The following is a 14018-nucleotide window of genomic DNA, read 5'->3' as shown; positions in this document are numbered from 1 at the left end:
AAATTCAGTAATTTTGTAAAACTTTTTTTCAATGTATAAGTCGATTATTCGTCCGATTCTCTTTAAATTCGATCCCGAAGAAGTTCATCATTTTACTTTTTCAATGCTTAAAAATTTTGGATTTTTAACCAAATTATTTCTTCCGAAACCTATTGAAGATAAGCGCCTGGAAAGAGAAGTTTTCGGGTTGAAGTTTAAAAATCCTGTTGGTTTGGCTGCCGGTTTCGATAAAAATGCGGTTTTGTATAATGAATTGGCAGATTTAGGGTTTGGTTTCGTAGAAATTGGTACGGTGACCCCCAAAGCTCAGGCTGGAAACCCTAAAAAAAGATTGTTCAGACTTATTGAAGACGGAGGAATCATCAACCGAATGGGTTTCAATAACGATGGTTTAGAAGCTGCGATTGAGAAACTGAAAGGAAATAAAGGGAAAATCATCATTGGAGGAAACATCGGAAAAAATACGGCAACAACTCCTGAAAACTACACACAAGATTATCTTGAATGTTTTGAAGGGCTTCATCCTTATGTAGATTATTTTGTACTGAATGTAAGTTGCCCGAATGTGGGAAGTCATGCCAAATTGGAAGATGTCGAATATTTGAGAGAACTTATTACTGAAGTTAAAAAAATAAACAACTCAAAATCTGTAAGAAAACCTATTCTATTAAAAATTGCTCCGGATTTGAATAATAATCAGCTTGATGAAATCATTGAACTGATTGCTGAAACAAAAATTGACGGGGTAATTGTTTCTAATACATCTGTAAACAGAGAAGGCTTGAAAACTTCACCTGAAATTTTAAAGCAAATAGGAAATGGTGGTTTAAGCGGAAAGCCTATTCGTGAAAAAAGTACGAAAATGATAAAATATCTTTCGGAAAAAAGCAACAGAGCATTTCCGATTGTTGGGGTAGGAGGAATTCATTCTGCAAGAGATGCTATGGAAAAACTGGATGCAGGAGCAAGTTTGGTTCAGTTATATACAGGTTTTATTTATGAAGGACCACAATTGATTAACGATATCAATGCAGAGCTTCTGAAAAGAGCAAGTAGATTGCCGAGATAATAGATTAACTTAAAAAATATGAAAAGCAAAACTGATGAGGTTTTGCTTTTTTGTTCCAAAGATTTATCGGATTAAGTCGGGTTTTAAATAAAAAAATGTGCAATTGTATAAATAATCAAGCCTACCAATCCGCCAACTAAAGTTCCGTTTACTCTGATGAATTGAAGGTCTTTTCCTACTTCCAATTCCAGTTTTTCACTGAGTTCTTTTCCTTGCCAATTTCCAACGGTAGAACTGATGAGGTTTCCGAATTGATGCGTATTTTTTAGAATGTATTTATAAGCTGTCACCCGAACCCAATGGTCGATTTTGTTCTGAAGGCTCTCATCGGTTTTAAGGTTTTGAGAAAATTCGTTCAGGTTTTTAGAGATATAATTTTTCAATGAAGAATTTTCTTCCTGAAGTTCGTTTGTTAATGTTTTTTTGATGGAAATCCAGATGTCTGTTGAATATTCATTCAATTTTTCTCCTTTTAAAAGGTCATTTTTAATGTTTTTAAATTCATTTTCCCATTTTGGATCTTCTTTTAGGTCAACCGAAAATTCGTGAATTTTTTTAGTGATTAAATTTCGGATTTCATGTTGAGAATCTTCTTCAATCTCTTTAAAAAATTCTGAAAGTCCGCTGGTAATTTTATCTGCAATCTTATTATCCACAAAAGAAGGAATGAAAGAATAACTTCCTTTTTTTACCCTTTCCTGAATCATTTCATCATTTTCAAGGATGTAAGTCTTTATTTGTGATGAAAGGTTGGTTATGATTCTCTGATGGTCGTCTTTTTCTATGATATAATTAATTCCGTTTCCTACAATTTTGTTGAGTTTAATATCATCAGCCATTTCAGATACTTTTTTGCTGATAAACTGACTTACCGCAGAATCATCCAACTTATTTAAAATATCTAAAATGATATCCGAAATGTTTTTAATGAGAGTTTCCTGATTTTTCTCTTTTCCGAGCCATTCTCCTACAAAGTTGGATATTTTTAATTTCTGAATATAGGGACGGATATTTTGAGGTGAAAGGAAGTTATTGACAACAAAACTTCCTAGATTATTACCTAAACTTTGTTTACTGTTTTCAATTAAATTGGTGTGAGGAATGGGCAAACCTAAAGGATGGCGAAAAAGGGCAGTAACCGCAAACCAGTCTGCCAAAGCACCAACCATCGCTGCTTCGGAAAAAGCACGAACATACCCAATCCAATGAGAATCGTTGGTTTTTTGCAAAATGGTTGTAAATATAAATAAAACCGCCATCAAAATAAATAATCCTGTAGCGAATGCTTTATATTTTCTTAGCTGTTTTCTTTTGATTTCATCACTCATATTATCAAATTTAATAATTTTGATGGTGTATTGTCTAGTTTCAATAAACTTTAAGTGTTTTTTATAAATCCTATTGAAAACAAAAAAGCAAAAAATAATCCATATTTTAAATTGGATACTTTCTTGAATGAAAGTATTATAAAAAGAAGTTTATTACCTTATTTTAGCTTTAAGTTTCGAGAAATAAATTAGTTTTAACTCACAAAATCAGGAAGTTAAAGTTTCTTAAATTGAGTTAAACTTTGTGGAGTTATTGTGGCTTGGTAATCATGTTTTTATAAATTTGCCTCACTTAATTTGAATTAATATAGTATTGAATGAAAGGATTTTATAGTTTATTGGGTATTGTTTACATGGTAACTACTTCGTTCTATTGGTCTCCGAAAAACGTTGACATAAAGAATGAAATCAGTTCAAAAAAGATTGAAAGATTAACTGAAACAAAACCGGAGAAAACGACAAATACTTTATCTTCATCAGCAGAATTATACAAATCTATAGCATTTGAAGAAGGACATGAACTTAACGAAGAAGTTTTCTTCAAAGCCTTAACTGGTTTTGAGAATTTGAAGAAAGCTGGTTTGCTTAGTCAGGATTCGCATTTACTTACGGTATGCGATTTTTCTATGTCCTCAAATACAAAAAGACTTTGGGTAATTGATATGAATGAGAGAAAAGTTTTGTTTAATTCTCTTGTAGCACACGGAAAAAACACAGGAGAAGAATTTGCCACGAATTTTTCGAATACCAACAGTTCATTGCAAAGTAGTTTAGGATTTTACATTACTGATGCTACTTATAATGGAGACAACGGATATTCTCTACGATTATTGGGAATGGATAAAGGTTTTAATGATGCAGCTTATAAAAGAGCAATTGTAATGCATGGTGCAGATTATGTGAGTGAAGAATTTGCAGCAATGCATAAAAGAATTGGAAGAAGTTGGGGATGTCCTGCTGTTCCTAGAGATTTGACAAAGCCGATTATTAATACAATAAAGGGAAGAAATGTTCTTTTTATTTATTATCCAGATCAGAATTATCTCTCTCAATCTGAATGGTTGAAAGCATAAAATAAAAGCAGTCAAATTTCTGACTGCTTTTATTTGTAATTTTTTTTTTGCAGATTGAACTGATTTGTAGAAGCGTAGAATTAAAAAATATGCATTATCTGCAAATCTGCAAGATAATTGAAGTTAAATATATCAAGAAAATTTCTTGAAAACCAGCGTTGCATTATGTCCTCCAAATCCAAAAGCATTACTTAATGCAAAACGAATATCTTTTTCTTTAGCTTCTCCAAAAACAATATTTACATCTTTAGGTATGTTCTCATCCATGTTGTGAAGGTTGATTGTTGGCGGAATAATTCCGTTTTCAATAGCTTTTATAGAAAGAATTGCTTCTACTGCACCTGCAGCTCCCAATAAGTGTCCCGTCATTGATTTTGTAGCACTAATGTCAAGATTTTTACTTCCTTTGAATAGTTTGCTGATACCTTTCAACTCAACTAAATCTCCAAGTGGAGTAGAAGTTGCATGAGGATTAATATAATCAATATCTTCTGTGTTTGCTCCGGCTTCTTTTAATGCAATCTGCATAGCTTTTATAGCTCCGACACCTTCCGGATGAGGTGCTGTCATGTGATAAGCATCGGCTGTCATTGCAGCACCTACCAATTCTGCATATATTTTTGCTCCTCTTGCTTTGGCGTGTTCATATTCTTCTAAGATTAAAGCTCCGGCTCCTTCTCCCATTACAAAACCATCTCTTTCTGCATCATAAGGTCGGCTTGCAGTCGCAAAATCATCATTTCTTGTGGACATTGCTTTCATGATAGAAAATCCACCGATGGAAGCTGGTGTAATTGCAGCTTCTGAACCTCCGCTTATGATAACTTTGGCTTTTCCGAGACGAATATAATTGAAAGCGTCCATCAATGCTGTATTTCCTGTGGCACAAGCTGAAATTGTGGTGTAATTTATTCCTTGAAGTCCAAATTTCATGGAAATCATTCCGGAAGCCATATTGGCTATGAATTTTGGAACAAAGAAAGGATTAAAACGTGGAGTTCCGTCTCCTTTGGAAAATTCCATTACTTCACTTTCAAAGGTCCACATTCCGCCTTGTCCTGTTCCCCAAATTACACCCGTATCAAAAGGATCCATTTTCTCCAATTCCAAACCTGAATCTTTGATTGCTTCAGTAGAAGAATACATGGCGTATTGTGAGAATAAATCGCTTCTTTTTATTTCGTTGTGGGAAAGATGTAGTTTAGGGTCAAAGTTTTTCACTTCACAAGCAAAATTTACTTTAAATTTTTCTGTATCAAAGTGTGTTATTTTATTAGCTCCGCTTACTCCTTTAATGCTGTTTTGCCAAAATTCTTCGACATTATTTCCTAAAGGTGTTACTGCACCTAATCCTGTAATGACAACTCTTTTCATGTTTAGTTATTAATTTTAAATAAGTTAGAGGTTCCTCTTGCAATAAGCCTTGATTTGTCTTCATTCCAAATTTCACATTGAGCATTTACAAATTGTTTTCCTCTTTTAATAATTTTAGTTTCGGCTACAATATTATCATTTTCTTTCGCAGTGGAAAAATAATCTATACTATTGTTTATTGTTACTATAAATGTATTTTCATTTAAGGAAAACATGGTTGCACCAATAATGTCATCTATTATTGCAGCTGTGATTCCACCGTGCATGTTTCCCATCGGGTTCAGCCATTCTTCTCTTACTTTATACTTAAATTCTATATTTCCTTCTTCGGCAGAAACCACAATAGGATTTAGCCATTTCATAAAAGGTGACGGAGATTGTGTGAACTCTTTTCCGATGAATGATTTTAATATTTGTAATTTATCCATTTTTTCTAAGGATTTTTCTTTATTTCGTTATCAATAAGTTTTATAATTCTGTCTAAAGCAAGGTTTAAATGTCTTTCATCTTCTGTTGTTTTTGATAATAAAATACCACCTTCAATGAGAACTATGAAAATAGAAGCATATTCTTCAGCATTTATTTCTTGATAAAATTCTTTGCTTTCTTGACCTGTTTTAATGATTTTTGTAATTGTTTTACTCCATTCTTCAAATGAACTTTTCACTTGGTCATTCAATGCGGGAAAAGTGTCGTCTGCTTCGGTTGCAGCGTTCATTAAAGGGCAGCCTCCATTTTTAAAGACCGACTTCCAGTTTTTTCTGTAAAAATCAACAAAAATATATAGTTTATCTAAAGACGAGAGATGGTTTTCATTCAGAAGAGTAGACAATTTTTTTTTGAGTGTCCCCGAATTATATTGGAAAACTTTAAGAGCCAATTCATCTTTATTTTCAAAATTTCCGTAAATACTTCCTTTCGTAAGTCCAGTTATTTGGGTAATATCAGACAAAGATGTGGAAAAATAGCCTTTGGTATTAAACAAAGGTGCTGTTTTCTCTATAATGTACTGTTTTGTCTTTTCTGCTTTTGACATTTGTGCTTAATTATGACACAAATATACAAAAATATACCAATCGGTATATTTTTGTTTTAAAATGAAGTCTGAATAAGTTTTTATCCAGACTCAAAATATTTTTTTTAAAATAAATTATATTAAACTAAAGTAGCGTTTAAAGTAATTTCAAAATTAAAAGCAGCACTTACAGGACATCCTTCTTCAGCAATTTTAGCATACTTTTGAAAGTCTTCTTCTGAAATTCCCGGTACTTTTGCGGTTAAAGTAAGTTCAGATTTTGTAATTTTTCCAATGCTTGGGTCAAGGTTGATTACTGATGTTGTTTTCAGTTCTTCTGGTGTAAAACCAGCTTGAGTAAGCTCTGCACTTAGCTTCATCGTGAAACATCCTGCATGAGCTGCTGCCAACAATTCTTCCGGGTTGGTGCCTACACCTTCGGCAAAACGGCTGTTGAAAGAATATTGAGTTTCATTTAATGTTGTGCTTTGCGTTGTTAAATGTCCGTTTCCTTCTTTTACTGTACCGTTCCAAACGGCTGTTGCATTACGTTTCATAAAGCTTTGTTTTTTGGTTAATGTTAAATTTATTCATTTTTGCTATTATAATGTAGTTTTAAAGTAGCAGATAAACTCTTTCAGAACTACATATTCTAGGATTAAAGATACAAAAAAGTATGGTTCAATGAAATTAATTTATAGAAACCATGCTTATGATTTATCAATTGACTTTTTAGTATTTAGAAAGTAACATCCAAGCCTATATAAAAGTTGGCTTTCATGATAGGAGCGTAAACCATTCCTCCGTCAAAGTAATTTCCGAAAGGGTTTTTAAAATCAACGATTGCATTTTTCTGATAATACGAAGTTAAATTTTCACCACCCAGATACGCTCTGATTTTTTTATTAAAATTTCTGGAAATCTGAGCATTCAAGACTGCATAAGACTCTGAATATGTTGGCAATTGAAACTCGTCAGGATTTGTAGATGTATTCGGAAGTCTCTGTTTCCCAACCCAGTTTAATGTTGTATCAAAACTCCAAAAACCTCCTTTATCATTTTTATTAGTTGAATAAGCTAAATTCACAAAGCCTCTGTGTTTCGCCATAAACGGAACTTCTCTTCTTCCCTCCAAATAATCTGCCTGTACATCGTAATATTTGTAAGCCAGTCTCACATCAAAATTTTTGAAAGGGATAAAATCCCATTGCGTTTGAAAGGAGTTGGCGAAAGATTTTCCATCTAGATTATAAAAAGTTAATTGCTGAGGTGAACGGTCTAAGTCTACCAACACCTGATTTTGGAAATCTGTTCTGAAAAAGTCTGCAATAATTGACGATTTTCTACCGAAAAGTTTAAACTCTTGTTGCAAACTTGCCCCGTAATTCCATGCGATTTCAGGTTTTAAACCATAAATTTCACCTCCATTTTGCAAGATTTCTATACTTCGGTTTGATGCGAAATATTGTTGACTTTCAGCAAAAACATTAGCTGTTCTGAAACCTCTTCCTGCAGAAAGTCTCAATATTGTCTGTGGAGTGATATCATATTTAAAATTCAATCTTGGAGTAAACTGAGTTCCTGCCAAGTTATGAAAATCTGCTCTTGCTCCTGCAACCAAGGTGTATTTTAGTCCAGTTAAAGTGTATTCAGCAAAAACTCCAGGAACGATTTCGTTTCTTTTAAAGTTTTGAGATAAATACATTTCATCATATCCATCATACAAAAAACTCGCTCCGGCTTTGTATTTGTGGTTGGTATTCCCTATGATACTTTCAAAAATTAAATTTGAATAGTAAGTTTGTTGTTTTCCAGAATAATTTCTCAATCCAAAGAAACTGTCTTGCTGATGATAGGTATATTGGTTCATCCAACCTAAACTTTGATAAGGTTTTCCTTTAAATACATATCCTGTTTTGTTCCAAACTTGAAATCTAGAAATATCGATTCCTACACCATACAAAGACTGCTGATTTTGAGGCAATTTTTTATCAAACCCGATTTGTCCTGCTGTTCTTTCGTCTTTAATGAAATTAATTCCGAAATGTGAACCAAAACCTGAATGGTCTAAATCATTGAAGTTTAATAAATAAGCTGTATTAATCTGAGTTCCTTTTGGTCTGTCAAGAAACGTGTCGTTATTCATGTCTGTATCACCGAAAGTTCCGTTTCCGTGAAGTAAAAAAGTTTGTGACCAATGGTCGTTGATTTTAGATACACTTGTGATATTGGCTTCGGCTCTTCCGTTAAAATCAGAAAATAAATTCAAAGAAGTTTCGGGTGTATCTGCATGTTTCAACAATTCGGTATTGATTTGTCCTGTGATACTTTCGTACCCATTGGTAACCGTGCTTCCTCCTTTTGTTAGCTGAATACTTTCAATCCATCTTCCAGGAATGAAACTTAGGCCATAAGCGGAAGCTAAGCCTCTGATTTCGGGTAATAATTCTTTTGTTAAGCTTGTATATTTTTGTTCTAAGCCTAACATCTTCAATTGTTTGGTTCCCGTAACGGCATTGCTGAAAGAAACATCAACGGTTGCATTGGTCTCAAAACTTTCGGATAAATTACAACAAGCTGCTTTTAATAACTCTTTTTTGTCAATATTAAAAACAAGTCCTGTTTCTTTTTTATTTAAAGAAGTTGCCGCTTTTCCGCCTGTGATGGTGACACCCTCAATATTTTTTTCATGTTTGGTATGATTTTCATTTGAAGATTTATGATTATTCTGTTCATTTTGTTCAGATTTTGTCCCTCCTTCAAAATGAATATTAGGATTGGCTTCTCCAAAAGGAATTTCACGGTCATAAAGACAACATCCTGGTAATTCGCTATAAACAGGATCTGTTGATTTGTATTTCTCATTATCATGACCAACTTCGGCAATTTTCTTTAAAATTTTATCTGTAGAAGTTTTTGTTGGGTCAAAATTTAAAGTAACGGTTTGCTTTTCTGCATTCCATTCTGCAGAAGTTGCACCTGCATCTTTTGCTGCTTTTTCTATTCTAGCTTTACACGAACCACAGTTTCCTTTTACATAAAATTCATTTTCTTTTTTTGAAGAAAGATTAATTTCAGTTTTTGATGGTTCTTGGTTTCTTTCATAATGACAACATCCCGGAAGATTTTTGTAAGTATCATCATCAGCTTTGAACTTTTCATTGTCATGTCCGGCTTCAGCTACTTTTTTGAGGATTTCGTCAGTAGAAACTGAACTATTTGGTTCTAAGGTTAAAGTTTGTGTATCAATTGAATAGACAGCTTCTTTTGCACCTGCTTTTTTGGCTGTGGTTTCTATTCTTTCTTTACACATTCCACAGCTGCCTTTTACGCTAAACTGTTTTTTAGAAAGATTTTGAGCAAAAATAAATTGTGTAGATAATAGGAATAACCCAAGCAAAAACTTGGAAATATATAATTTCATTTTGTTTAAAATTTAGATTAATTAAAAATTGGTTCACTATATTTTTAATGAACTCAAATAAGGATAATTAACCTATCTTCGGCGGTTGCCAAATTTCTTTTAAACTATCTGAAAGATGTGGATCTGAATACTCGAATTGTAAATTTTTATTGGCTTTGTAGTAAGAAAACTCCAAATACAGATTTTTTGAAAAAGGAGTTTCTATGAATGTATAACATGAAATGCAGATTGTGCAACAATCATCAGTACAAGATTTTTTGCCTTGAGTTGATTCTTTGTGATTGTCTTTGCAACAATCCATTTTTGAGTCACTTTTACAACATGTGTCTTGTGCAGATTGTAAATAGAAGTTATCCTTAGGAACTAAGAAAATTCCTAAACAGAAGATAATGGTTAAAATCTGAAATAGCTTCACAATTGCAAAAATACAAAAATTATGGCAAAGGTTCACCAACTTTTAATGCGCAATCATGCCATGGTTCGCCATGGGCAGGATTTAATTTTGGTTTTTCTCCTTGGGCAAGTGGTTGCTGAGTTGGAGCAGGGGTTTGAACTGTATTTTGCTGAGGTTGTGGAGTGACCGGAGAGGTCTGAGGTTTACTGTTTAAAGGTTGTCCTACAGGAATGTCACATCTGTGACCTGGTTCTCCATGAGGAGGATTCATTCCCGGAGCTGTTTTTACGGTTTTCCCGTTTTTATCTAATGCAAATTTTCCTGGATTTAAAGAATTTGGGTCTATTTGAATAGATTGAGTACCATTTGGATTTTGAGTTACCTGTGCTTTAGGAGCTTGTGAATTACCATTTAAAGGTTGTCCTACAGGAATGGCACAATTGTGTCCGGGTTGCCCATGAGGAGGGTTCATTCCTGGGGCTGTGACGGTTGTTCCGGAAATTGGAGTTACAGTTTGTTGTGTATTCTGGATTCCTGCTTGGTCCAAAATAGAAACTTTTTGTGTATTATTGATTACAGGAGCTTGAATTCCTGCTTCATCCTTTAAATAAGTTGGTCTTTCATCTTTTTTACAAGAAATCGTAAATAGAGAAATCGCGAATAAGCCTAAAAAAGTTTGTTTCATAATCAATCGTATGAAACAAAATTAGCAAAACATTTTTAATTGTTTTGCTAATTTTTTATTTATAATGTTGTTTTAAGATTAATTCTTAACTAAAAGTCTGAATCCTTCTCCGTGAACGTTGATAATTTCCAAACCTTCGTCGTCTTTTAATAGTTTACGAAGTTTTGCAATATAAACGTCCATACTTCTTGCTGTGAAGTAATTTTCTTTCTTCCAGATTTTTCTTAAAGCAAGATCTCTAGGCATGAAATCATTTCTATGAATACAAAGGAGTTTTAATAATTCATTCTCTTTTGGAGAAAGTTTGTACTCGTTATCACCGACTCTCAATTGTCTCAACATAGAGTCAAAGAAAATATTACTGATTTTGAATTGTTCCTGTTCTTCATTTTCTAGAGTAGAGCTTCTTTGAAGAATTGCTTTGATTTTATATAGAAGTAGTTCTGTATCAAATGGTTTTGTAATGTAGTCATCAGCGCCTAACTGATATCCTTTCAGTATGTCTTCTCTCATATTTCTTGCAGTCAAGAAAATGATAGGCGTATTCTTATCAATTTTTTTTACATCTTCAGCTAATGAAAAACCATCTTTTTTAGGCATCATAACGTCAAAAATGCAAATATCAAATTCGTTTTCTGTAAACTCTTTTAAGCCTTGCTCCCCGTCTGTTGCCAGAGTTACCTCAAAGTTATTTATCATAAGATAATCCTTCAACACTGCTCCGAAACTCTGATCGTCTTCTACTAATAATATTCTGTTGCTCATAATTTTAAGATTAAAAATTAACAATTAAGAATGAATTGCTGTTCCTTCTCGTCTATAAATATTTTGTTTTGGTTATTTTAATACTATTCTAAATTTTTAGCTCATTGGAAGTTTAATTGTAAATGTGCTTCCTTTATCTTTGTGTGAGTCTACCAAAATTTGTCCTTTATGTAACTCTACTATTTTCTTTACATAAGACAATCCAAGACCCTGGCCTTTTACATTGTGAATATTTCCGGTTTCTTCCCTGAAAAATTTCTCAAAAATTTTTGTTTTGTTCTGGTTTTCCATTCCCATTCCTTTATCAGAAATTTCAATAATATACCAATTGCCTTCATTTCTTGTTTTTACTTTTATTTCAGGCTCATTTGGTGAGTATTTGTTGGCGTTATCCAATAAGTTTACCAACATATTTGAGATATGAAATTCGTCGATTTTGAAATTGTATTTTGTTGCATTAAACTCCTGCTCCAACGTTCCGTTTCTTTGCTGTACAATCAGATTGAAAGATTCTGTCGTTCTTTTGATTAATTCTCTTACGTTTGTTTCTTTTAAGAATAATTTTACTTCATTTCTTTCAAGCTTAGACATATTAAGAACATTTTCTACCTGTTTTTTCATTCTTAAGTTTTCCTGTTTGATAAGCTCAGAATAATACTTTACTTTATCAGGATTGGTTGCGATTTTGTCGTTTGCCAAAGAATCTGTTGCAACGGAAATTGTTGCTAAAGGTGTTTTGAATTCATGAGACATGTTGTTGATGAAGTCAGTCTTTACTTCAGCCAATTTTTTCTGCCTCATCATATAATTAATGGAAATAATGTAGATTCCCAAAATTGTTAATAAAGAAAGGAAAGTTCCTAAAAGCATCGGCCAGTTGTTCATGGCCAAAGAATATTCTTTTTTCGGAAAAACTAATGCTAAACTATATAGGGTTCTATCTTTTTTATCTGTGAAAAGAGGGTAGCTATATGTGTTGTTGTCTTTTTTTTCTTTATAATCTTTATTAACGATACTTGTGAGATTGTTGTTTTTATCAATAACTCCGTACCCAAATTTGGCTGTGATTCCTCTTATTTTTAATTCTTTTGTGATAACAGAGTCTAAAATTTTCGGGTTTACCCTTTTGGTGATAGGTAAATTATTACCGACTATTTTAGCATATTCCCGCATATAGAAATCTCCATTTTCTAAATCCTGATTGATATCTGTCGTTAAAAGCTCACGATTCGTTGTATCTCGCTTTACCTTATAGGCTGCTTCATCGGTATACAACTTGGTTAGTTTTATTGAGTCTCCCATTTTAGAAATTGGGAGCTGACTTTTTTCAATAATATTTTTAGAATAAATGATTTGTCTCTGTGTTCCAGAATCTTCTACCTGTTGAATAGTCGTTAAAGAAGGCTGATCACTGTTTGCAAGGATGTTGTTTCTAAAGTTTTTATTGTCTTGATTGAGGTATTTGTCGACTTCTATTTCTCCAATGTTCTTTGAAACATTTTCCAAAGCAGAATATACTTTGTTTGAAAAATCCTGCTCAAGGGTTCCATAATAGCGTTTAAGCCAATAAAATTGGAGTGTGACGAAAACTATCAGTGAGATTGTCATAAACACCGAGATTATTGGGATGAACTTATTATTCATTTACTATATAGTTTTGAAAAAAATGAATGTTAAAATTAATTATTTTAAGACTTGATAAACAAAAAACGAGCCAAAAAATTGTATAATTTATCTTAAAACAGTGTTTTTTAACATTTATTTATAAATTTATAGATGCTTGTCGTAGGAAAAGTATGACTTTAAAATAAAGAATTGGCTTTTTTAGAATATAATATCATTATGGACTGTGATATTATATTTAACAAAGATTATGATTTGTGAAAGGTTTAGTTCGTGGGAATTTCTAACGTAGAAGTCTCAAAAGAGCATACCTTTTACTAAAACTGAATGTTGGATAAGTCGGGGAGTTAAAACCTTAGAAGGTTCTGACTTTTTATAAAGGAAATAGAAAGGAATGAAGAAGATAAAAAAAATAGGAAGTAAAAACTTCCTATTTTTATCTACATTTTTTCGATGTTTATAAAAGTTCCGTCGGTAGGGACTATTTTGTAGTTATCGGCTACTGTAAGTATGGAAATACCTCCCGAAATCTGAACTTTGAGTTTGTCTCCTTTCTCAAACATTGCCATAAATTCCATAGTTCCAACTCTGTTAGCTCCTGCTGTAACTAAAATAGCTTCATTAAGGGCAACATCATTTCTTGCAATGATATTATCATTTTTTAGTGCTCTGAAAGAAATTACCGGGGGACTTACATGAACTCCGGAAGTTTTAACCTTCAGGCTTATAAGAATTTTATAAAGACCGGATTCTTTGAAGGTAAAATTGCTGAAATTAGTATTAATAACACCTTGAGGATCAATTATGCCTAATTTATCACTGTCTAAAGTGCTATTATAGAACCCAAATGGGACGTCTTTTTCTCCGCAACCAATAAGTACACATGTTACAGAAGGGTAATTGGCTTCAAGTGTCGCGGGATCCATACTTGCACGAGTGGTTCTTCCTCCGATTTCATAAAAAGTAGGTTGCCATAGGTTACCATCGTAATACATTACTCTTTTGACATCTTTCTGGTACATAAGCATTCCCTGCATTGCTTCTTCATTTTCAAAGTTGTCACCGATACTTGAGTTATATAAAGGCAGTTCACTTTCGTTATTGATTACAGGAATTATCAGTCCTTTAGAATTGGTAGAGTTGTCTTCTTTATTTACAATACTAAAAATTGAGTTACTGCTTGGATTGATATGATCACCAATAATAACTTGGGAGAAAAGAATTTTAGTGGCAAATAAAAGGACTAAAAGGTATATTTTGTTTTTCAT

Annotated in this window: 13 protein-coding genes; 2 read left to right on the top strand and 11 right to left on the bottom strand. The window is 32.8% G+C overall.

Annotated features, from left to right (window positions below; genetic code table 11):
• The first annotated feature begins 31 nt into the window (after window positions 1-31).
• On the top strand, window positions 32-1069 hold the full coding sequence (locus tag OH806_RS04385) for a quinone-dependent dihydroorotate dehydrogenase (protein ID WP_264742454.1): 1038 nt from the start codon (window positions 32-34) through the stop codon (window positions 1067-1069).
• A gap of 83 nt (window positions 1070-1152) precedes the next feature.
• Here OH806_RS04385 and OH806_RS04380 read toward each other — a convergent pair whose 3' ends face one another.
• A complete protein-coding gene (locus OH806_RS04380; RefSeq protein ID WP_264742453.1) occupies window positions 1153-2397 on the bottom strand; it encodes a DUF445 domain-containing protein in 1245 nt (414 codons plus the stop codon).
• A gap of 317 nt (window positions 2398-2714) precedes the next feature.
• Between OH806_RS04380 and OH806_RS04375 the strand changes: the two genes are divergently transcribed.
• Window positions 2715-3470 carry a murein L,D-transpeptidase catalytic domain family protein gene (locus OH806_RS04375; protein WP_264742452.1) on the top strand — a complete coding sequence of 252 codons (756 nt, stop codon included), beginning with the start codon at window positions 2715-2717 and terminating at the stop codon, window positions 3468-3470.
• Window positions 3471-3602: 132 nt separating this feature from the next.
• On the opposite strand, the gene fabF is transcribed toward OH806_RS04375, so the two are convergent.
• From fabF to OH806_RS04325, 10 genes are all read right to left on the bottom strand, one after another.
• Window positions 3603-4844 (bottom strand): beta-ketoacyl-ACP synthase II, encoded by a 1242-nt coding sequence (gene fabF / locus OH806_RS04370; RefSeq protein ID WP_264742451.1) that lies wholly within the window; start codon window positions 4842-4844, stop codon window positions 3603-3605.
• Between the two features lie 2 nt (window positions 4845-4846).
• Entirely contained in the window at window positions 4847-5272 is a 426-nt protein-coding gene (locus OH806_RS04365; RefSeq protein ID WP_264742450.1) for a PaaI family thioesterase, read from the bottom strand.
• 5 nt (window positions 5273-5277) lie between these two features.
• A complete protein-coding gene (locus tag OH806_RS04360) occupies window positions 5278-5880 on the bottom strand; it encodes a TetR/AcrR family transcriptional regulator (protein ID WP_264742449.1) in 603 nt (200 codons plus the stop codon).
• Between the two features lie 119 nt (window positions 5881-5999).
• Window positions 6000-6416 (bottom strand): OsmC family protein, encoded by a 417-nt coding sequence (locus OH806_RS04355; protein ID WP_264742448.1) that lies wholly within the window; start codon window positions 6414-6416, stop codon window positions 6000-6002.
• Between the two features lie 182 nt (window positions 6417-6598).
• On the bottom strand, window positions 6599-9283 hold the full coding sequence (locus OH806_RS04350) for a TonB-dependent receptor domain-containing protein (protein ID WP_264742447.1): 2685 nt from the start codon (window positions 9281-9283) through the stop codon (window positions 6599-6601).
• Window positions 9284-9350: 67 nt separating this feature from the next.
• Window positions 9351-9698, bottom strand: a complete 348-nt coding sequence (locus OH806_RS04345; RefSeq protein ID WP_264742446.1) for a hypothetical protein — start codon at window positions 9696-9698, stop codon at window positions 9351-9353.
• Between the two features lie 19 nt (window positions 9699-9717).
• Complete coding sequence (locus OH806_RS04340; protein WP_264742445.1) at window positions 9718-10362, bottom strand: hypothetical protein; 645 nt, start codon at window positions 10360-10362, stop codon at window positions 9718-9720.
• A gap of 78 nt (window positions 10363-10440) precedes the next feature.
• Window positions 10441-11127, bottom strand: a complete 687-nt coding sequence (locus OH806_RS04335; RefSeq protein ID WP_264742444.1) for a response regulator transcription factor — start codon at window positions 11125-11127, stop codon at window positions 10441-10443.
• A 96-nt stretch (window positions 11128-11223) separates the two neighbouring features.
• Window positions 11224-12771 (bottom strand): sensor histidine kinase, encoded by a 1548-nt coding sequence (locus tag OH806_RS04330; protein ID WP_264742443.1) that lies wholly within the window; start codon window positions 12769-12771, stop codon window positions 11224-11226.
• Between the two features lie 419 nt (window positions 12772-13190).
• Window positions 13191-14018, bottom strand: a complete 828-nt coding sequence (locus OH806_RS04325) for a hypothetical protein (RefSeq protein ID WP_264742442.1) — start codon at window positions 14016-14018, stop codon at window positions 13191-13193.

Origin of the sequence: Chryseobacterium oryctis (genome assembly GCF_025971925.1) — a bacterium.
GTDB classification, from domain to species: domain Bacteria; phylum Bacteroidota; class Bacteroidia; order Flavobacteriales; family Weeksellaceae; genus Chryseobacterium; species Chryseobacterium oryctis.
The sequence above is the reverse complement of the archived record's forward strand: the minus strand, read 5'-3'. Positions and strand labels throughout refer to the sequence as shown.